The sequence below is a fragment of the Enterobacter sp. WCHEn045836 genome (assembly GCF_003965585.1).
Taxonomy (GTDB): Bacteria; Pseudomonadota; Gammaproteobacteria; order Enterobacterales; family Enterobacteriaceae; genus Enterobacter; species Enterobacter dissolvens.
The window spans coordinates 32,740-52,500 of sequence record NZ_RXPT01000020.1 but is presented as its reverse complement, the minus strand read 5'-3'; the positions used below and the strand labels follow the sequence as shown (position 1 = coordinate 52,500).

The following is a 19,761-nucleotide window of genomic DNA, read 5'->3' as shown; positions in this document are numbered from 1 at the left end:
GAAATTTTGAACCAATATAAAATTGGTTCGTTTATTGCTTAATCATTAGCACGATAAGTAGCACCTCATATCAATAACTTATCGTTAATAACAATAAAGCAATGATGAAAGCGAGCGAACCAATATGGAAAAACCGTCACGGTTTCTGGCAAATTCCAGCACCGCGCTTGAACAATTGCGCGGTCTTATTCACCAGCACGAGTCAACACCAGGCCTTCCGCTGCCCACAGAACGTGAGCTGTCGGAAACTCTCGGCGTAGGACGACGTGAAGTGCGTCGTGCGCTGGATGTGCTGGAAGAAGAGGGACGGATCTGGCGTAAGCAGGGCAAAGGTACCTTTATTGGTCCTGCTGCGCCTGTGGAACCGCTTGCTCTTCAGGGATTGGTTCAGCAAACCAACCTTCTGGAAGTGATGGAAGCTCGTCTACAGCTCGAACCCGGCTTAGCCCGGCTTGCGGCACTGCGTGCCACCAGGGAAAACCTCGCGCTCATGCAGCGCATGCTGGAACGCATCGATAAGGTCAGCCCGGATGACCGCGATCTGAATGAACTGTGGGATAGCGCCTTTCACCGCGCCATTGCGGAGGCCGCAGGCAATCGCCTGATGCTCGGTCTTTTTGATGCCGTTGATGCCGTGCGGCGTGAGCCGGGCTGGCAGCATTTGCGTGAGCTTGCCCGAACCCCCGAACGCGTCGATGTCTACAACGACCACCATCATAAAATCATGTCTGCGATTATCCATCGCCAGCCCAACGAAGCAGCGGCCGCCATGCGCGAACATCTGCTTAGCCTGCAAAACGCCCTGATACAGGCGATTCACCTTGAGGACGACTTCACGCTATGACGACGATTCCGTTTAAGGAAGCCACTCCTGTACTGCGCCTGCAAAACCTCAACGTTAAATTCGCCGGCTCGCCGGTGAGCGTACTTGACGGTATCTCGCTGACGGTGAAAGCGGGCGAAACGCTGGCGCTGGTGGGGGAGTCCGGCTGCGGCAAAAGTATCACCTCCTTAGCACTGATGGGTCTACTGCCCGCCAGCGCGCAGATTGTCAGCGGTGACATGCAGTTTCGTCGCCACGATCTGCGAAAACTCTCCCCGCGGGAATATGCCGATCTTCGCGGTAACGAGCTGGCGATGATTTTCCAGGAGCCAATGACCTCACTGAATCCCGCCTTTACCCTGGGGGATCAGCTCAGCGAAGCGGTTATGCGACACCAGAATGTTCCGCGCGCACAGGCGATGAAGATCGCGCTGCAGATCCTCGAGAAGGTACAGATCCCGGCCGCAGAGATGCGCCTGAAAGCGTATCCGCACCAGCTTTCCGGCGGCATGCGCCAGCGCGTGATGATTGCGATGGCGCTGATTAACCATCCGCGTTTGTTGATTGCCGACGAGCCGACCACCGCGCTGGACGTGACCATTCAGGCGCAGATCCTCGCACTGCTTAACACCTTAAAAGAGGAGACCGGCACGGCGGTGCTGATGATCACCCATGATTTAGGCGTGGTGGCGGAAGTGGCGCAGCAGGTGGCGGTGATGTATGCCGGGCAGGTGGTGGAGCAGGGGAGCGTCGAGGCCATCTTTGCCGATCCGCAGCACCCGTACACCATTGGTCTGATGGGCTCTATTCCGTCCGCGGGTGCCCGTAAAGGACCGCTCTCCACCATTCCCGGCGCGGTTCCCCTGGCGGAATCCATGCCGAAAGGCTGCCGCTTTGCGACCCGCTGCCCCTTCGCGCAAACGCGTTGCCATAACGAAAAACCGTCTCTCGCGGCGCAGGGGGCTGACCATCGGGTCGCCTGCTTCCGCGTGCCGCTGGAACAACACATTGCGCTGGGAGAGATCGCATGACCACGCCCATTCTTGAAGCCCGTGACCTGAGCAAGCGCTTCCCTGGCCCGAAGAAACTGTTCACTCCAGCCCGCTTTGTGACGGCGGTGGATCGCGTTTCCCTCTCCGTGATGCCCGGTGAAACGCTGGCGATTGTCGGGGAATCCGGGTCCGGCAAATCCACGCTCGGCCGTCTGCTGCTGCGTTTGCTGGCCGCCAGCGAAGGACGTGTGTTTTATCAGGGGGAGGAGATCACACTCGCCTCGGGAGCCCGTCTCAACCAGCTGCGCCGTGAATTACAGATTATTTTTCAGGATCCTTTTGCGTCGCTAAACCCGCGCATGACGGTTGAGCAGATTGTGGGTGAGCCGCTGTGGCTGCATCAGGAGATGAAAAAAGCCGATCGTCACTATCGCGTCGCGGAACTGCTTAAAACCGTGGGCCTGCCTGCCGCCTGGGCGGCGCGTTTTCCGCACGAGTTTTCAGGTGGGCAACGCCAGCGTATTGGTATTGCGCGTGCGCTGGCTTCCGGGCCAAAACTGCTGCTGGGTGACGAGCCCGTCTCGGCGCTGGATGTTTCCGTGCAGGCGCAGGTGATCAATCTGCTGGAAAGCCTGAAGCATCAGCTGGGGCTAACAATGGTGATTGTGGCCCACGGCCTGGCGGTCATCCGCCATATGAGCGACCGCGTGGCAGTGATGTATCTCGGGCAGATCGTTGAGCTTGCCAGCGTCGACGAGATCTTTGACGCGCCTCTCCATCCTTACACCCAGGCGCTCATTGCCTCTGCGCCGCAGATGCAGCCGGGCGCCCGACGCGCTGCCCCGTTGCTGCAAGGGGATTTACCGAACCCGGCCGATCCCCCGTCCGGGTGCCGATTCCATACCCGATGCCCGTATGCCACAGATGAATGTCGCCTTGCCGAGCCCATTAATCAGGTGCTGGAAGGCGGACGCCAGATTGCCTGCCACCGCTGGCAGGAGATTAACCGCGATCGCAGTGTTATCGAGATAGCACCGCCGTCTGCCGCCTTTCTGCGCCGCCGCGCGCTGTTTGAACACGCGGCCTCTCACTCCTCCCTTCCTTCAAGGAACTCATGATAATGACAATGCGTAATTCTCTTTTGACCGTACTGGGAAGTGTTATGTTGCTCGGCGCGGCGCTGCCCGCCCAGGCTGAAAGCGTGCTGCGAGTAGGGCTGGGTGCAGACCCGGACATGCTCGATCCGCATCTGGCGCGGACCTATTATGGCCGCTTCGTTTTTGCCTCCCTGTGCGACAGGCTGGTGGATGTGGACGAAAACCTGAAAGTGGTGCCGGGTCTGGCGAAAGAGTGGACCTGGAGCGAGGATGGCAAAACCCTGACCTTCAATTTGCGTGAAGGCGTCACCTTCCATGACGGCGAAAAATTCGATGCGGCAGCGGCAAAATACAACCTCGACCGGGCGCTGACCTTAAAAGGCTCTCTGCGTAAAAGTGAAATATCGTCTGTGGAGTCGGTAGAGGTCACCGGCCCGATGCAGATTGCGCTGCACCTGAAAACGCCTGACGCTGCGCTGCTGATGCAGCTCACCGACCGCGCCGGCGCGATGATGGCACCCGAAGCCGCGAAGAAGCCTGACTTTGCCGCCCATCCGGTCTGTTCCGGCCCGTACAAATTCGACAGCCGCGTGTCGCAGGACCGCATTGTTCTTACCCGCTTCGACAACTACTGGAATAAAGACGCCTACCACTTCGACAAAATTATCTATCTGCCGATCCCGGATGCCTCCGTGCGTCTGGCGAACCTGCGCGCAGGCGATCTCGATCTGACCGAAGGTATCGCTGCCAGCGACGTTAAAACCGTCGAAGCCGACAGCAAGCTGGCGCTGGCGAAGGTGACCGGGCTCGGGTATCAGGGCATCACCTTTAACATCAATAACGGCAAGGTGCCGGCTAACGATCCATTTAAGGATGCCCGCGTACGTGAAGCGTTCTCTCAGGCCATTGACCGCGATGCGCTCAATCAGGTGGTCTTTGAAGGGCTGTATACCCCTGCTAACCAGGCGTTTTCGACGGTAAGTCCATATCACGTCAACCTGCCGGTGCCACCGCGCGACGTCGAGAAGGCCAAAGCGCTGTTGAAAGCCGCAGGCGTCACTACGCCGCTGAACGTGAATCTGCTGGTGCCGAACAACCCAACCTCGCAGCAGGTGGGTCAGGTACTGCAGGCGATGGTGGCCGAGGCGGGCTTTACCCTGAATCTACAGATGACCGAGTTCGCCACGTTGCTCGATCGCCAGCAGAGCGGCGACTATCAGCTGAGTTTCTCCGGATGGTCAGGCCGCCCGGACCCGGACGGCAGCATCTACGGTTTTATCCACAGCAAAGGGACGCTTAACGACGGACGTTACAGCAATGCGCAGGTTGATGAGTGGCTGACGCAGGCGCGCCTCAGTACTGACAAAGCCGTTCGCCAGCCGCTGTACGACAAGGTGGTGAAGCAGCTGCAAACCGACATGCCGATTGCCTACCTCTACTTCGAGCCGCGCATTTTCGGGCTGAACAAAAGCGTGCAGGGCTTTAAACCTTATCCGGACGGCATCGTGCGTCTGGCCGGTGTGACGCTGGCGAAATAACCGTCCTGAGGAGAACCCATGCTGGAACTGATTTGCAAACGGCTGCTGCTGGCCATTCCGACCCTGCTGCTGGTGAGCATGATGGTGTTCGGGCTGCAGAAGCTGCTGCCCGGCGACCCGCTGATCGCCATGGCGGGTGAGGAACGCGATCCGGCGGTGATCGCCCAGCTGCGCGCTGAGCTCAATCTGGATGCGCCTATCCCGGTGCAGTATTTCCACTGGCTGACGCGTGCGCTGCAGGGCGATCTTGGGGTCTCCTTACGCACGCACGAACCGGTGACCGAGCTGATCGCCAGTAAACTGCCGGTCACGCTGGAGCTGTCGCTGCTGGCGATGATCATCGCCCTGGTATTCGGCATCAGCATGGGGATCCTCGCGGCCGTGAACAAAAACAGCTGGGTCGATCACGGGGCGAACTTTGTGGCGACCTCCGGGATCTCGATACCGCACTTCTGGCTCGGGATCCTGCTGATTCTGGTCTTCTCGGTCAATCTGCAATGGCTGCCCGCGTCCGGCTACGTGCCGTTTAGTGAAGATCCGGTGCAGAACCTGCGGACGTTGCTGCTGCCTGCCGCCGTGCTCGGCACCGGGCTGGCGGCCACGCTGATGCGCCATACCCGCGCCTCCATGATCGCCGTGCTCAAGGCTGACTACATCCGCACCGCGCGGGCCAAGGGGTTGCTGCCAAAAGCCGTCATTATCAAGCATGCGTTTCGCAACGCGCTGGTGCCGGTGATCACCCTCACCACGCTGCTGTTCGGCGAGCTGCTGGGCGGTGCGGTGCTGACCGAGCAGGTCTTCACCATTCCGGGCTTCGGCAAGATGATCGTCGACTCGGTATTCAACCGTGACTACGCGGTGGTGCAGGGCGTGGTGCTGATCGTGGCGATTGGCTTCCTGATGCTCAACCTGCTGGCCGACGTGCTCTACGTCCTTATCAACCCGAAAATGCGAGGTTAACCATGGCAGAACTGACAACGCAAACCGTTGCCCCCGCGCTGCCGCGCGCGCAGAACCGGGTGCTGAAGAAATTCCTCGGCAATAAAAGCGCGGTGATTGGCGCGGTGGTCGTGGGGTTCTTTGTGCTGGTGGCGCTGCTGGCACCGTGGATTGCCCCGTTCGACCCGGTTAAAGCCAACTTTCTGGCGGTGCGCAAAGCGCCGTCGGCGATGTACTGGTTCGGCACCGACGAGCTGGGGCGCGACATTTTATCCCGCATTATCTGGGGAGCGCGCACCTCGCTGATGGCGGGCTGTGTGTCGGTCGTTATTGCGGTGGTTATCGGGGTGCCGCTGGGGCTGGTGGCGGGCTACTTCCAGAAGATGTGGGACGGGGTGATCTCTCGCGTTATCGAGGCGCTGCTGGCCTGCCCGTTCCTGATCATGGCGATCGCCCTCGGCGCGTTTTTAGGGCCAAGCCTGACCAACGCCATGATCGCCATTGGCCTTTCCGCGATGCCGATCTTCGCCCGCCTCACGCGCGGCCAGGTGATCGCCATTCGCAACGAAGAGTACATCGACGGCGCGCGGGCGATCGGCCTGCCGGATCGCTGGATCATCATCAGGTACGTTCTGCCGAACGTGATGTCACCCATTCTGGTGCAGGCCACGCTGGCCATTGCCTCGGCGATTATCGCCGAAGCCAGCCTCTCGTTTCTGGGTCTGGGGCAGCAGCCGCCGAACCCCTCCTGGGGCTCAATGCTTAACACCGCCAAAGGCTTCCTTGAGCAGGCACCCTGGATGTCCATTTTCCCCGGCGTGGCGATTTTCCTTGCCGTGCAGGGCTTTAATTTACTCGGCGACGGGCTACGCGATGCGCTCGATCCGCGCCACGACTAAGGAGTCATGATGACCAAAGCGCTTGATTTTACGTCCGGTTACGCTTCACGACGCCCGCCGATGATGGGCCATAACGCGGTTGCCACCTCGCAGCCGCTGGCGGCGCAGGCGGGGATGAAGATGCTGCAGCTGGGCGGCAACGCCGTTGATGCGGCTGTCGCCACCGCGATGGCGCTGACGGTGGTTGAACCCACCGGCAACGGGATTGGCAGCGATGCCTTCGCCATCGTCTGGGATGGCGAAAAGCTCCATGGCCTGAACGCCTCCGGCCGTTCGCCTGCGAGCTGGCACGCGGATCTGTTCGCTGGCAAAACGGCGATGCCGGAAATCGGCTGGGATGCGGTAACCGTGCCCGGCGCGGTATCGGGCTGGGTGGCACTGGCGGAGCGTTTTGGCACGCTGCCGCTGACCACGCTGGCGCAGCCTGCCATTGAGTATGCGCGTAACGGTTTTCCCGTCTCACCGCTGATTGGTCATCTCTGGCAGCGCGGTTATAACAAGCTCAAAGACCAGCCGGGCTTTAGCGCCTGCTTCGCGCCGGAAGGCCGTGCCCCGCGCGTGGGGGAGATCTTCCGTAACCCGGCGCAGGCGAACTCGCTGGAGCTGATTGCAAAAACCAACGGCGAGGCGTTTTACCGGGGCGAGCTGGCGCAGAAAATTGCCGCCTTCGCCAAAGCGCACGGCGCCCATTTGACGGCTGAGGATCTGGCGAATCATCGTGTGGACTGGGTGGAGCTGTTGTCGCGCGACTTCGCCGGTGGTTCGGTGCAGGAGCTGCCGCCGAACGGGCAGGGGATCGCCACGCTGATTGCGCTCGGCATTCTGGAGCAGTGCGGCATTGAGCACCATCACCCGGATTCCGTGCAGTCCCTGCATTTGTCCATTGAGGCGATGAAGCTGGCGCTGGCGGATCTCGACCGCTACGTGGCGGATGAAGCGCACATGGAGTTTGCGGCCAAAGAGTTGCTGAGCGACCATTATCTGAAGTCGCGCGCGGCGCTCATCAATCACGATCGCGCCTCTGATTTCGTCTACGGTTCGCCGACGCAGAGCGGCACGGTCTACATCAGCACCGCGGATGCCAGCGGGATGATGGTTTCGTTTATCCAGTCCAACTTTATGGGCTTTGGTTCAGGGATTGTGGTGCCGGATACCGGGATCAGCCTGCAAAACCGCGGCTGCGGATTTGTGCTGGATCCGAAGCACCCGAACGCGCTGGCGGGCAGCAAGCGTCCGTTCCACACCATCATTCCGGGCTTTGCGATGGACGGCAACGGCAAGCCGCTGATGTCGTTTGGCGTGATGGGCGGCCCAATGCAGGCGCAAGGGCATATGCAGATGGCGCTGCGCATCATGCTGCACGGACAAAACCCGCAGGCGGCCATCGATGCCCCGCGCTGGCGCGTGGTGCAGGGCAGGGAGGTGATCGTCGAATCAACGTTCGATCGCAATACCATTGCCGCCCTGCGTGAACGTGGCCACCACATCGTCGTGGAAGATCCGCTCCAGGAGTATAACTTTGGCGGTGCGCAGGTGATTTACCGGATGCCGGAAGGGCACTACGTGGCCGCGACGGAGAGCCGCAAAGACGGGCAGGCGCTGGTGAGTTAATCTTGTATCCTCCCTCTCCCTTGAGGGAGAGGGTTGGGGTGAGGGGAAAATGTCACCCAATACTAAACGGATCCGCATCCTGCCAGGCGGGGAACTTCTCGCGATACTCCTTCAACGCCGTCAACGACAGCTCGGCATCAATCCGCGTCGCCTGATGCGGCTCGGCGGTAGCGATGATCTCACCCTGCGGATTCACTACCCGGCTGTCGCCGCGATAGTGATGCCCGTTGCCGTCGGTTCCCACGCGGTTACAGCCCACCACGTACGCCTGGTTTTCAATCGCGCGCGCCACCAGCAGCGACTGCCAGTGCAGGGAGCGCGGCGCAGGCCAGTTGGCGACATACAGCGCCAGGTCGTAATCGTTGCGGTTGCGTGACCAGACCGGGAAGCGCAGGTCGTAGCAGACCAGCGGCAGAATACGCCAGCCGCGCCACTCGAACACCACGCGTTCGTTGCCGGCTTCATAATGATGATGTTCATCGGCCATGCGGAACAGGTGGCGTTTATCGTAAAAATGCACTTTCCCTTCCGGCTCAACCAGCAGGAAGCGGTTCACCGGGCCGCATTCCGTTTGCAGGGCGGCGCTCCCGGCAATCAGCGCGTTGGTCTGCTGCGCTTTGGCGTGCATCCAGGCGACCACCTCATCCTGCGGCATCGACTGTTGTGCGGCTTCCATCGCAAAGCCCGTGGTGAACATCTCCGGCAGGACAATCACATCGCGCCCGGTAATGCCTTCCAGTTGACGATCAAAGTGGCGCAGGTTGGCAGGACCATCCATCCACACTAAAGGTTGCTGCAAAATCGAAATCTTCAGACCAGGCACAATTCAGACTCCTCAAACGACCACTTTTTGACACTGTAGCACGACATAACGAGAAAATGTGGCAATAAAAAACCCCGCGCGGGGCGGGGTTTGTCAGGACGAAACGCGTTATGCGGCTTCCGGTTTACGGTGTTTCTCCGGCAGCTTTACCGGCTGTGTCGCCAGCTCGTCCGGCTCGAAGTCATCCACGTTAATGCTGCGCAGACGGCTCTCTTCGGCTTTCACCAGAATAGCGGCTTCATTGTTGTCGATAATCCCCCCCGCCAGAGCCTGTTTCGCCAGTTCATCCAGGCGGGTAAACGGCAGGTTTTTGCCCAGCTGTTTGCAGATCTTCTGGTGAATCGGGTCGGCAGCCATCACATCCAGCAGCGCCTCTTCCAGCAGACCCACCGGGTTATGCGGCGTTGGGGTCAGATACTGACCGCGGCCGATACGGGAGCGGGTTGCGCTCGGTACCTGCAGGATCTTCGCCACTTTATGATCCAGCCTGTCGGACGGTGCCAGGTGATGACGTCCGGTCGGGAAGATCACCACGCGCAGGGCGCCTGCGACAAAGCGGTTCGGGAAGTTCGCCAGCAGGTCGTCAATCGCCTGTTCTGCCTGATACATCGCATCCTGCACGCCCCAGTGCACCAGCGGCAGATCCGCTTCCTGACGGCCTTCATCGTCGTAGCGTTTCAGTACCGCAGAGGCCAGGAAAATCTGGCTCAACACATCCCCCAGACGGGCAGAGATACGTTCACGACGCTTCAGGCTACCGCCCAGTACCGCCATGGAGACGTCGGACAGCAGCGCCAGGTTGGCGCTCAGCCGGTTCAGATGCTGGTAATAACGTTTTGTCGCATCATGGGTTGGCGTGGCGCTGGTCAGCCCGCGGGTCAGGCCCAGCCAGAAGCTACGCACTTTGTTACTTCCCACATGACCGATATGTTTGAACAGCAGTTTATCGAAGGCATCAACGTCGTTGTTCTGCGCGGCGGCCATCTCTTCCAGCACGTACGGATGGCAACGAATCGCCCCCTGGCCGAAGATCATCATGCTGCGGGTGAGGATGTTGGCCCCTTCAACGGTGATGGCGATCGGTGCGCCCTGATAGCCACGCGCCAGGAAGTTGCCTTCGCCGAGCATAATGCCTTTCCCGCCCGCGATATCCATTGCATCAATGATTGACTGCTGTGCGCGGTGGGTGCAGTGGTACTTCACAATCGCGGACAGTACGGCCGGTTTTTCACCCAGCATAATGCCGTAGGTAATTAACGACGCGGCAGCATCCATCACGTAGGCGTTGCCTGCGATACGCGCCAGCGGCTCTTCGATCCCTTCCATCTTGCCGATGGAGATTTTGAACTGACGACGGATGTGCGCGTAGGCACCAATTCCCATCGCCACCGATTTCAGCCCGCCGGTTGAGTTCGACGGCAGGGTAATGCCGCGACCAACGGACAGACATTCCACCAGCATACGCCAGCCCTGACCGGCCATTTTCGGCCCACCGATGATGTAATCAATCGGCACAAAGATATCCTGACCGCGGGTCGGACCGTTCTGGAACGGCACGTTCAGCGGGAAGTGACGACGACCAATTTCAACACCCGGGGTAGAGGTGGGGATCAGCGCACAGGTAATGCCCAGATCTTCTTCGCCGCCCAGCAGTTTTTCCGGGTCGGTGAGTTTAAACGCCAGCCCCAGTACGGTGGCGACGGGGGCGAGGGTGATATAACGTTTGTTCCAGGTCAGGCGCATACCCAGCACCTGCTCGCCCTGCCATTCGCCCATGCAGACCACGCCGGTATCCGGGATGGCACCTGCATCGGAACCTGCTTCCGGGCTGGTCAGCGCGAAGCATGGAATCTCCTGACCACGTGCCAGACGCGGCAGATAGTGATCTTTTTGCTCTTTGGTACCGTAATGCTGCAGCAGTTCGCCCGGGCCTAAAGAGTTAGGTACGCCCACGGTGATCGCCAGGATCCCGGAGACGCCGGCCAGTTTTTGCAGCACGCGAGCCTGAGCGTACGCGGAGAATTCCAGACCGCCGTACTCTTTTTTGATGATCATCGCGAAGAAGCGATGCTCTTTCAGGTATGCCCACAGCTCCGGCGGCAGGTCGGCCATTTCATGAGTGATGGCAAAGTCATTGGCCATGCGGCAGGCTTCTTCCACCGGACCATCGATAAAGGCTTGTTCTTCCGCCGTCAGACGCGGTTGCGGATAGTTATGCAGTTTTTTCCAGTCCGGGTTGCCCTGGAACAGGTCGCCTTCCCACCAGGTGGTACCGGCGTCAATCGCTTCTTTCTCGGTGCGCGACATCGGCGGCATCACTTTGCGGAACCCCTTGAACACCGGCGCGGAGATCATCGACTTACGCATCGGCGCCAGGTTAAACGGCAGAAGAATGATGGCCAGCGGCACTAAAAGCCAGATATTCCAGAGACCTGCGACGCCAAGCGCAGCCGTCCAGGCCAGAAGAATCAGGCTGCTCAGGAATAAACTTACACGGTGATAGAACAACACACCGAGCAGGACAACGGTTGCGAGAATGCTCAAAATCATCATAAAGAAAAGCTCCCTTGCTTGTAGGAGGTCTGACCACTTGTGATGATATGGTTGTAGTTGATGTCATTTCCTTTAGCAATGTGTTTACAAAATAATTACAACCTGGTTCACATTGTTCGCGGTTTACCCGGCACGAAAAAGCAAAACGCCGGACGTTTCTCATGGCTTTAGCTTCTCGCTTTTCCCGCTATCCGGTACACTCCACTGTGTTATTTCATCAATACTGAAGGATTATCCTCATGTACCAGGATCTTATTCGTAACGAACTGAACGAAGCGGCGGAAACGCTGGCTAACTTTCTGAAAGATGATGCCAATATTCACGCTATTCAGCGCGCGGCGGTCCTGCTGGCCGACAGCTTCAAAGCCGGTGGCAAAGTACTCTCCTGCGGTAACGGCGGCTCCCACTGTGACGCGATGCACTTCGCAGAAGAGCTGACCGGACGTTATCGGGAAAACCGCCCGGGCTACCCGGCGATTGCGATTTCCGACGTGAGCCACATCTCCTGCGTGGGCAATGATTTCGGTTACGACTACATTTTCTCCCGCTACGTTGAAGCGGTGGGTCGTGAAGGTGACGTGCTGCTGGGTATCTCCACCTCTGGCAACTCCGGCAACGTGATCAAAGCGATTGCTGCGGCGCGTGAAAAAGGGATGAAAGTCATCACCCTGACGGGCAAAGATGGCGGTAAGATGGACGGTACCGCGGACGTTGAAATCCGTGTTCCGCACTTTGGTTATGCTGACCGCATTCAGGAAATTCACATCAAAGTGATCCATATCCTGATCCAGCTGATCGAAAAAGAGATGGTTAAGTAAGACTTCGCTGGGGGGCCGCAATGCCCCCCGCAGTTGTGGAGTGGAGGTGATCTATGTGCGAACTGCTCGGGATGAGCGCCAATGTGCCAACCGATATCTGCTTTAGCTTCACCGGGCTGGTACAGCGCGGTGGGGGAACCGGGCCGCATAAAGACGGCTGGGGTATCACCTTCTACGAAGGCAAAGGGTGTCGCACGTTCAAGGATCCACAACCCAGCTTTAACTCACCGATTGCTAAACTGGTGCAGGACTACCCCATTAAGTCCCGCTCGGTGATCGCCCATATTCGCCAGGCAAACCGCGGCGAAGTGGCGCTCGAAAACACCCATCCGTTCACCCGTGAGCTGTGGGGCCGTAACTGGACCTACGCGCATAACGGGCAACTTACGGGCTATAAGTCGCTGGAGACCGGGAATTTCCGCCCGGTTGGCGAAACCGACAGCGAAAAAGCCTTTTGCTGGCTGCTGCATAAGCTGACAGAGCGTTATCCGCGCACCCCGGGCAACATGGCGGCGGTTTTTAAATATATTGCGTCGCTGGCGTCTGAACTGCGCGAAAAGGGCGTGTTTAACATGCTGCTGTCTGACGGGCGCTATGTAATGGCGTTCTGCTCGACAAATCTGTTCTGGATCACCCGCCGTGCGCCGTTTGGCGTGGCAAAGCTGCTCGATCAGGATGTGGAAATTGATTTTCAGAAAGAGACCACACCAAATGATGTGGTCACGGTGATCGCTACGCAGCCGCTGACGGGCAACGAGACCTGGCAAAAGATTATGCCAGGCGAGTGGGTACTATTTTGTCTCGGGGACCGTGTAATTTGATGCCAGCTGTGGGTGGACAACTTCGTGGCTCAGCGGTTTGCTGACCACATAACGGCCATCCACAACCGAGACGACAGGCGGCTTGTGCGTCTGCTCAAAGTAGTCATAGCCCGGTTTTAGCTGTTTCCAGAAATCCGCGTAGTAAGAGTACTTGTGACGCGCCATGTTGGCATCGGTCATGCGGAACGGGTAGATGCTGACCTGAACGTTTGGCTGACCAAAGACCAGTGCGCCCGTGACAAACTGGAAAATCTCATCAATGCCGGAATCGGTCATCGCGTAACAGCCGATGGACACACAGGCACCGTGGATCATCAGGTATTTCCCTTCGTAACCGTGTGCACGGTCAAAGGCATTCGGGAAGCCGATATTGATCGCTTTATAGAAGCGGCTGTCTGGTTTTAGCTGGTTACGCTGAACGTTGTAAAACCCTTCCGGGCTCTTGAAATCGCCCTGACGCTGTTTTGGCCCCAGGCCACCGGAGTAGTTACAAATCTTGTAGCTGTCGAGCAGCTGATATGTCTCACCCATTTTCACAAACAGGTCGAGTGTGCGTTCTTCCTTGAAGATTTGAATATAAACGGGGGATCCCATTAGCTGCTGTTTATATTCTTTGCTCACAGGCGTGGTTGAACTGTTGCTGCTGAGCAGCCCGGCAAACGACACGCACGGAATCAGGAGCATCGCAATGAACAATGCGATTTTACGCATACTACAAGTTCCTTGATAAAACTAAGACCAACTTGCCAGAACGGCAAAAGAGACCCGAAATCAGGTTAATCTGTTAGGAGCGCTCACATTAGCACCGCTATAGATTTTCGCAAGAGCGGAGCAGTTAGTTTACAAATTAGTTTTACTTTATAACCCATCACAATCGCGTTGACTCCAGGAACTTTGCGTATCAGTTCGCAATTTGGAACCTGTGGCGGCGTTTTCTCTGCCCGGAAAACACCGGAAATGGTAAACTTCACGCCCTCTGAAGAGTTGTTCACGGAAACTTGCTAACCACATGTTTAAAATAAGAAAAGGACTTGACCTGCCCATCGCAGGCGTGCCCGAACAGCACGTTTCGGCAGGCGCAAGCGTTCGCCATGTTGCCATTCTGGGTGACGATTACGTGGGGATGCGCCCCTCAATGCTGGTCCAGCAGGACGATCGCGTCATTAAAGGGCAGGCGCTGTTCGAAGATAAAAAAAATCCCGGCGTGATGTTCACCGCCCCTGCCAGCGGCACCGTTGTAGCGATTAATCGTGGGGAGCGCCGCGTGTTGCAGTCGGTGGTTATCCGCATTGAAGGGGATGAACAGCGTGAGTTTGCCCATTATGAGGCCGCAGACCTCGCGGCGTTGAGCCGTGAAACCGTTCAGGCGCAACTGCTGGACGCCGGTTTGTGGACCGCATTTCGCACTCGCCCCTTCAGCAAAACACCTGTGCCCGATACGGTTCCGGCCGCTATTTTCGTGACGGCAATCGACACCAACCCGCTCAGTGCAGACCCGCAGCCGGTTATTCTGGCACAACGCCAGGCCTTTGATGCCGGGCTGACCGTTCTCACGCGGTTGACGTCCGGGAAAGTGCATGTCTGTCAGGCCAGTGGTGGTAAACTCGGCGGTCATCCGCAGGGACAGGTCACGTTTAACGAATTTGCAGGCCCGCATCCGGCGGGGCTGGTGGGGACGCATATTCACTTCCTTGAGCCGGTCAGCCTGACAAAACAGGTCTGGCACCTTAACTATCAGGACGTGATTGCCATCGGCAAACTCTTTACCACCGGTAAGCTCTGCACAGAGCGTGTGATCGCGATTGGCGGGCCGCAGGCGGCACACCCGCGCCTGGTGACGACGCTGTTGGGGGCGGATATCAATGAACTGCTGGACGACGAAACCAAAGCGGGTGAAAACCGTCTGATTTCCGGTTCGGTACTCAGCGGCCGTCATGCCGTTGGGCCGCAGGCCTATCTGGGGCGCTTCCATCTGCAGGTGAGCGTGGTTCTGGAAGGGCGCGAGAAAGAGCTCTTCGGCTGGGTGCTGCCAGGTGCAGAAAAGTATTCCGTCACCCGCACCACGCTCGGCCACTTCCTGCGTCATAAGCTGTTCAACTTCTCCACCAGCACAAACGGCGGCGAGCGCGCCATGGTGCCGATTGGCAACTACGAGCGTGTTATGCCGCTCGATATTCTGCCGACCATGCTGCTGCGCGATCTGCTTGCCGGAGACACCGACAGCGCCCAGGCGCTCGGTTGTCTTGAACTGGACGAAGAAGATCTGGCGCTCTGCACCTATGTCTGTCCGGGCAAATACGAATATGGACCGGTATTGCGCGAGGTGTTAACCCGCATTGAGCAGGAAGGATAACCGATGGGCTTAAAACACCTCTTTGAAAAAATTGAGCCGCACTTTACCGAGGGTAAACTGAAAAAGTATTACCCGCTGTATGAAGCGACGACCACCATTTTCTACACGCCAGGTCTGGTGACGAAAGGCGCGGCGCACGTTCGTGACGCCATCGACCTGAAGCGAATGATGATTCTGGTCTGGTTTGCCGTCTTCCCGGCAATGTTCTGGGGCATGTACAACGTGGGGCTGCAGACCATTCCGGCGCTGCATCATCTGTACGATGCTCAGCAGTTGGCGCAGGTGCTACAGTCTGACTGGCACTACCGTCTGGCGCAGTCGCTGGGCGTGAGTTTTGCCCCAGACGCGGGCTGGGTCAGCATGATGACGCTGGGCGCGGTGTTCTTCCTGCCGATCTACATCACGGTATTTATCGTGGGTGGGTTCTGGGAAGTGCTGTTTGCCATTATTCGCAAACATGAGATCAACGAAGGCTTCTTTGTTACTTCCATTCTGTTTGCCCTGATTGTCCCGCCAACGTTACCGCTCTGGCAGGCCGCGCTGGGGATCAGCTTTGGTGTGGTCATCGCGAAAGAGATCTTCGGGGGAACCGGGCGTAACTTCCTCAACCCTGCGCTGGCAGGGCGTGCGTTCCTGTTCTTTGCTTACCCGGCGCAGATATCCGGCGACCTGGTGTGGACGGCCGCAGACGGTTTCTCCGGCGCGACGCCCCTTTCACAATGGGCGGCGCACGGCGGTGAAACGCTGGTCAATAACGCGACAGGCCAGCCCGTGACCTGGTTTGATGCGTTTATGGGCAACATTCCTGGCTCCATTGGGGAGGTCTCCACGCTGATGATTTTGATTGGCGGGGCGATCATCCTGTTTGGTCGCGTGGCCTCCTGGCGGATTGTCGCCGGTGTCATGATCGGCATGGTGCTGACTGCCACACTGTTCAACCTTATTGGTTCCGCCACCAACCCGATGTTCTCCATGCCGTGGTACTGGCATCTGGTGCTGGGCGGTTTTGCCTTCGGCATGATGTTCATGGCTACCGATCCGGTCTCTGCTTCCTTTACTGACAGAGGGAAATGGAGCTATGGCGTGCTCATTGGGGTGATGTGTGTCCTGATTCGTGTGGTCAACCCGGCCTATCCGGAAGGGATGATGTTGGCCATTCTGTTTGCCAACCTGTTTGCACCACTGTTCGATTATCTGGTCGTGCGCGCCAACATTAAGCGGAGGAAGGCACGTGGCTGAAATCAAAAATAACGACAGCATCGGCAAAACGCTGCTGGTGGTGCTGGTCCTGTGTCTGGTCTGTTCCATTGTGGTGGCTGGTTCTGCCGTGGGGTTAAAGCCGCGACAGCAGGAGCAGCGCGCGCTGGATAAACAGCGCAACATCCTGGCCGTCGCCGGGTTGATGCAGGAAGGGATGAGTGCAGACGACGTCTCTGCAGTCTTTGCTGAGCGCATTACCGCGCGTCTGGTGGATTTAAAAACTGGCCAGTTGCTGGATAAAGATCCGGCGAAATACAACCAGGCGCTGGCGTTAAAAGACCCGCAGATGAGCCTGACGCTGGACGCATCCCAGGATCCGGCGGGCATCAAGCGTCGCAGCAATCTGGCTGAAGTCTATCTCGTGCGCGATGAACAAAAACGGGTGCAGGAAGTGGTGCTGCCTATTTACGGCAACGGCCTGTGGTCAATGATGTACGCCTTTGTGGCGCTTGATACGGATGGCCGCACCGTGAAAGGCATTACCTACTATGACCAGGGCGAAACGCCGGGGCTCGGCGGTGAAGTGGAGAACCCTAACTGGCGCGCGCAGTTTGTTGGCAAAAAAGTGCTCGACGATAACGGTCTGCCTGCCCTGAAGGTGATGAAAGGGGCCGCTCGTCCTGGTGACGACTACGCCGTTGACGGGCTATCCGGGGCCACGCTCACCTCCAAAGGGGTGCAGCACAGTTTTGATTTCTGGATGGGCGAGCTCGGTTTTGGTCCTTTCCTGAAAAATGTACGTGAAGGAGCGCTGAACCATGGCTGATACGGGTGAACTGAAAGAAGTTAAAAAGGTGCTCATCGGCCCGCTGCTGGCCAACAACCCTATTACCTTACAGGTGCTGGGCGTCTGTTCGGCGCTGGCGGTGACCACCAAGCTGGAAACGGCGGTAGTGATGACACTGGCAGTAACGCTGGTTACCGCGTTTTCCAGCATGTTTATCTCCATGATCCGCCACCACATTCCGAATAGCGTGAGGATCATCGTCCAGATGGCGATCATCGCCTCGCTGGTGATCGTGGTCGATCAGCTGCTGCGAGCCTTTGCCTATGAAATATCGAAACAGCTTTCGGTATTTGTGGGCCTGATTATCACCAACTGTATCGTGATGGGACGTGCAGAAGGCTATGCCATGAAAATGCCCCCGCTGGCGAGCTTTATGGACGGCATCGGCAACGGCCTCGGCTACGGTGTGATCCTGCTGTCCGTAGGGTTCCTGCGTGAGTTGATTGGCAGCGGTAAGCTGTTTGGCATCACGGTGCTGGACACGGTACAGAACGGCGGCTGGTATCTGCCAAACGGCCTGTTCCTGCTGGCTCCAAGCGCATTTTTCATTATCGGTTTGCTGATCTGGCTGATTCGTACCCTGAAGCCAGAACAGCAGGAAAAGGAGTAACCGACAATGGCTCATTACCTGAGTTTGTTTGTGCGCGCGGTGTTTGTTGAAAACATGGCGCTCGCGTTCTTCCTCGGCATGTGTACGTTCCTTGCCGTGTCCAAAAAGGTGTCGACGGCGTTTGGCCTGGGCATAGCGGTTACCGTGGTGCTTGGCCTGTCGGTGCCGATCAACAACCTGGTGTACAACTTTGTCCTGCGTGACAGCGCGCTGGTGGAGGGGGTGGATCTCAGCTTCCTGAACTTCATCACCTTTATCGGTGTGATTGCGGCGCTGGTGCAAATCCTTGAGATGATCCTTGATAAGTATTTCCCGTCACTCTACAACGCGCTGGGGATCTTCCTGCCGTTGATCGCGGTGAACTGCGCCATCTTCGGTGGCGTCTCGTTTATGGTTCAGCGTGATTACAACTTCAGCGAATCCGTGGTGTATGGTTTCGGTTCCGGGATCGGCTGGATGCTGGCTATCGTCACCATGGCGGGGATCCGCGAAAAAATGAAATATGCCAACGTGCCAGCAGGCCTGCGTGGCTTAGGGATCACCTTTATCACCACCGGGCTGATGGCGCTGGGCTTTATGTCCTTCTCCGGTGTGCAGCTATAAGGGCTAACTGATGGAAATTATGCTTGGCGTGGCGATGTTCACGCTGATTGTACTGGTGCTGTCGGGGTTGATTCTGGTAGCGCGCGCGAAGCTGGTGAACTCCGGCGATGTCATTATTGATATCAACGATGAACCGCAGAACCAGATCCGCACGCCAGCCGGCGATAAACTGCTGAATACGCTTGCCGGCAACGGCATCTTCGTCTCTTCGGCCTGCGGTGGCGGTGGCTCCTGCGGGCAGTGCCGCGTAAAGGTGAAAGAGGGCGGTGGCGATATTCTGCCCACTGAACTGTCGCACATCACCAAGCGTGAGGCGAAAGAGGGCTGCCGTCTGGCCTGTCAGGTCGCGGTGCGCCAGAACATGAAAATTGAACTGCCGGAGGAGATTTTCGGCGTCAAAAAATGGGAATGCGAAGTTATCTCCAACGATAACAAAGCCACCTTTATCAAAGAGCTTAAGCTGCGGGTGCCTGAAGGAGAGAGCGTTCCGTTCCGGGCGGGGGGCTATATCCAGATTGAATGTCCGGAGCACACCGTGGCCTACGCCGACTTCGACGTGCCTGACGAATACCGTGCCGACTGGGATAAATTCAACCTCTTCCGCTTTGTCTCGGAGGTTAAAGAGCCCGCGCTTCGTGCTTACTCCATGGCGAACTACCCGGAAGAGAAGGGTATCATCATGCTTAACGTGCGTATCGCCACGCCGCCGCCAGCGGTACCGCATGCGCCGCCGGGCGTCATGTCATCGTATATCTGGTCATTAAAACCAGGCGACAAGGTGACCATCTCCGGCCCGTTTGGCGAGTTCTTTGCGAAAGAGACGGATGCCGAAATGGTATTTATCGGCGGTGGTGCAGGTATGGCGCCGATGCGTTCGCACATTTTCGACCAGCTCAAGCGGCTTGGCAGTCAGCGTAAAATCAGCTTCTGGTACGGGGCGCGTTCACTGCGTGAGATGTTCTATGACGATGAGTTCGAACAGCTGGCGCGTGAAAACCCTAACTTCACCTTCCATGTGGCGCTCTCCGATCCGCAGCCGGAAGATAACTGGACCGGCCATACGGGCTTCATCCACAACGTGCTGTATGAAAACTACCTCAAACAGCATCCTGCGCCGGAAGACTGCGAGTTTTATATGTGTGGTCCGCCAGTGATGAACGCTGCAGTGATCAAGATGCTTAAAGATCTGGGCGTGGAAGATGAGAACATCCTGCTGGACGATTTTGGAGGCTGA

General features: G+C 57.8%; 18 protein-coding genes. 15 read left to right on the top strand and 3 right to left on the bottom strand.

The window, feature by feature from the left end:
• Positions 1–124: 124 nt before the first annotated feature.
• Genes EKN38_RS21580 through EKN38_RS21550 form a run of 7 tightly spaced genes read left to right on the top strand, consistent with a single transcriptional unit; the run spans position 125 to position 7,899 of the window.
• The gene (locus EKN38_RS21580; RefSeq protein WP_014830770.1) at positions 125–844 is read left to right on the top strand and encodes a FadR/GntR family transcriptional regulator; all 720 of its coding nucleotides are present in this window, start codon (positions 125–127) and stop codon (positions 842–844) included.
• Positions 841–1,854, top strand: a complete 1,014-nt coding sequence (locus EKN38_RS21575; RefSeq protein WP_014830771.1) for an ABC transporter ATP-binding protein — start codon at positions 841–843, stop codon at positions 1,852–1,854. Before EKN38_RS21580 ends, EKN38_RS21575 begins: the two co-directional genes overlap by 4 nt.
• The gene (locus EKN38_RS21570) at positions 1,851–2,933 is read left to right on the top strand and encodes an ABC transporter ATP-binding protein (RefSeq protein WP_014830772.1); all 1,083 of its coding nucleotides are present in this window, start codon (positions 1,851–1,853) and stop codon (positions 2,931–2,933) included. The genes EKN38_RS21575 and EKN38_RS21570 overlap by 4 nt, the downstream gene beginning before the upstream one ends.
• A gap of 2 nt (positions 2,934–2,935) precedes the next feature.
• Positions 2,936–4,450 (top strand): ABC transporter substrate-binding protein, encoded by a 1,515-nt coding sequence (locus EKN38_RS21565; RefSeq protein WP_014830773.1) that lies wholly within the window; start codon positions 2,936–2,938, stop codon positions 4,448–4,450.
• An 18-nt stretch (positions 4,451–4,468) separates the two neighbouring features.
• Positions 4,469–5,410 carry an ABC transporter permease gene (locus EKN38_RS21560; RefSeq protein WP_014830774.1) on the top strand — a complete coding sequence of 314 codons (942 nt, stop codon included), beginning with the start codon at positions 4,469–4,471 and terminating at the stop codon, positions 5,408–5,410.
• A 2-nt stretch (positions 5,411–5,412) separates the two neighbouring features.
• Entirely contained in the window at positions 5,413–6,288 is an 876-nt protein-coding gene (locus EKN38_RS21555) for an ABC transporter permease (RefSeq protein WP_014830775.1), read from the top strand.
• Positions 6,289–6,297: 9 nt separating this feature from the next.
• Entirely contained in the window at positions 6,298–7,899 is a 1,602-nt protein-coding gene (locus EKN38_RS21550) for a gamma-glutamyltransferase family protein (protein WP_014830776.1), read from the top strand.
• Between the two features lie 52 nt (positions 7,900–7,951).
• Here the strand turns inward: EKN38_RS21550 and EKN38_RS21545 are convergent, their stop codons facing one another.
• Together EKN38_RS21545 and fadE are read right to left on the bottom strand one after the other, a co-directional pair.
• A complete protein-coding gene (locus tag EKN38_RS21545) occupies positions 7,952–8,722 on the bottom strand; it encodes an amidohydrolase (protein ID WP_014830777.1) in 771 nt (256 codons plus the stop codon).
• 108 nt (positions 8,723–8,830) lie between these two features.
• Positions 8,831–11,275 carry an acyl-CoA dehydrogenase FadE gene (fadE, locus tag EKN38_RS21540; protein WP_014830778.1) on the bottom strand — a complete coding sequence of 815 codons (2,445 nt, stop codon included), beginning with the start codon at positions 11,273–11,275 and terminating at the stop codon, positions 8,831–8,833.
• Positions 11,276–11,514: 239 nt separating this feature from the next.
• Between fadE and lpcA the strand changes: the two genes are divergently transcribed.
• On the top strand, positions 11,515–12,093 hold the full coding sequence (lpcA, locus tag EKN38_RS21535; RefSeq protein WP_013095727.1) for a D-sedoheptulose 7-phosphate isomerase: 579 nt from the start codon (positions 11,515–11,517) through the stop codon (positions 12,091–12,093).
• Between the two features lie 53 nt (positions 12,094–12,146).
• Positions 12,147–12,914, top strand: coding sequence for a class II glutamine amidotransferase (locus EKN38_RS21530; protein ID WP_014830779.1), 768 nt, complete (start codon positions 12,147–12,149; stop codon positions 12,912–12,914).
• On the opposite strand, the gene dpaA is transcribed toward EKN38_RS21530, so the two are convergent.
• Positions 12,885–13,625: a peptidoglycan meso-diaminopimelic acid protein amidase gene (dpaA, locus tag EKN38_RS21525; protein ID WP_013095729.1), complete on the bottom strand. Its 741-nt coding sequence runs from the start codon at positions 13,623–13,625 to the stop codon at positions 12,885–12,887. The two genes, EKN38_RS21530 and dpaA, sit on opposite strands and share 30 nt — an antisense overlap.
• 298 nt (positions 13,626–13,923) lie before the next feature.
• On the opposite strand from dpaA, the gene EKN38_RS21520 reads away from it, so the two are divergent.
• From EKN38_RS21520 to nqrF, 6 genes are read left to right on the top strand one after another with little or no spacing between them, the layout of a single operon-like run.
• Complete coding sequence (locus EKN38_RS21520; RefSeq protein ID WP_014830780.1) at positions 13,924–15,267, top strand: Na(+)-translocating NADH-quinone reductase subunit A; 1,344 nt, start codon at positions 13,924–13,926, stop codon at positions 15,265–15,267.
• Between the two features lie 3 nt (positions 15,268–15,270).
• Complete coding sequence (locus EKN38_RS21515) at positions 15,271–16,506, top strand: NADH:ubiquinone reductase (Na(+)-transporting) subunit B (protein ID WP_014830781.1); 1,236 nt, start codon at positions 15,271–15,273, stop codon at positions 16,504–16,506.
• The gene (locus tag EKN38_RS21510) at positions 16,499–17,293 is read left to right on the top strand and encodes a Na(+)-translocating NADH-quinone reductase subunit C (protein ID WP_014830782.1); all 795 of its coding nucleotides are present in this window, start codon (positions 16,499–16,501) and stop codon (positions 17,291–17,293) included. Before EKN38_RS21515 ends, EKN38_RS21510 begins: the two co-directional genes overlap by 8 nt.
• On the top strand, positions 17,286–17,924 hold the full coding sequence (locus EKN38_RS21505; RefSeq protein WP_013095733.1) for an NADH:ubiquinone reductase (Na(+)-transporting) subunit D: 639 nt from the start codon (positions 17,286–17,288) through the stop codon (positions 17,922–17,924). Before EKN38_RS21510 ends, EKN38_RS21505 begins: the two co-directional genes overlap by 8 nt.
• 6 nt (positions 17,925–17,930) lie before the next feature.
• Complete coding sequence (nqrE, locus tag EKN38_RS21500; protein WP_014830783.1) at positions 17,931–18,527, top strand: NADH:ubiquinone reductase (Na(+)-transporting) subunit E; 597 nt, start codon at positions 17,931–17,933, stop codon at positions 18,525–18,527.
• 10 nt (positions 18,528–18,537) lie between these two features.
• On the top strand, positions 18,538–19,761 hold the full coding sequence (gene nqrF, locus EKN38_RS21495; protein ID WP_014830784.1) for an NADH:ubiquinone reductase (Na(+)-transporting) subunit F: 1,224 nt from the start codon (positions 18,538–18,540) through the stop codon (positions 19,759–19,761).

Coding starts and splice junctions, on each gene's coding strand:
- EKN38_RS21580 (WP_014830770.1), top strand. CDS start 125: ATGGAAAAACCGTCACGGTTTCTGGCAAATTCCAGCACCGCGCTTGAA.
- EKN38_RS21575 (WP_014830771.1), top strand. CDS start 841: ATGACGACGATTCCGTTTAAGGAAGCCACTCCTGTACTGCGCCTGCAA.
- EKN38_RS21570 (WP_014830772.1), top strand. CDS start 1,851: ATGACCACGCCCATTCTTGAAGCCCGTGACCTGAGCAAGCGCTTCCCT.
- EKN38_RS21565 (WP_014830773.1), top strand. CDS start 2,936: ATGACAATGCGTAATTCTCTTTTGACCGTACTGGGAAGTGTTATGTTG.
- EKN38_RS21560 (WP_014830774.1), top strand. CDS start 4,469: ATGCTGGAACTGATTTGCAAACGGCTGCTGCTGGCCATTCCGACCCTG.
- EKN38_RS21555 (WP_014830775.1), top strand. CDS start 5,413: ATGGCAGAACTGACAACGCAAACCGTTGCCCCCGCGCTGCCGCGCGCG.
- EKN38_RS21550 (WP_014830776.1), top strand. CDS start 6,298: ATGACCAAAGCGCTTGATTTTACGTCCGGTTACGCTTCACGACGCCCG.
- fadE (WP_014830778.1), bottom strand. CDS start 11,275: ATGATGATTTTGAGCATTCTCGCAACCGTTGTCCTGCTCGGTGTGTTG.
- lpcA (WP_013095727.1), top strand. CDS start 11,515: ATGTACCAGGATCTTATTCGTAACGAACTGAACGAAGCGGCGGAAACG.
- EKN38_RS21530 (WP_014830779.1), top strand. CDS start 12,147: ATGTGCGAACTGCTCGGGATGAGCGCCAATGTGCCAACCGATATCTGC.
- dpaA (WP_013095729.1), bottom strand. CDS start 13,625: ATGCGTAAAATCGCATTGTTCATTGCGATGCTCCTGATTCCGTGCGTG.
- EKN38_RS21520 (WP_014830780.1), top strand. CDS start 13,924: ATGTTTAAAATAAGAAAAGGACTTGACCTGCCCATCGCAGGCGTGCCC.
- EKN38_RS21515 (WP_014830781.1), top strand. CDS start 15,271: ATGGGCTTAAAACACCTCTTTGAAAAAATTGAGCCGCACTTTACCGAG.
- EKN38_RS21505 (WP_013095733.1), top strand. CDS start 17,286: ATGGCTGATACGGGTGAACTGAAAGAAGTTAAAAAGGTGCTCATCGGC.
- nqrE (WP_014830783.1), top strand. CDS start 17,931: ATGGCTCATTACCTGAGTTTGTTTGTGCGCGCGGTGTTTGTTGAAAAC.
- nqrF (WP_014830784.1), top strand. CDS start 18,538: ATGGAAATTATGCTTGGCGTGGCGATGTTCACGCTGATTGTACTGGTG.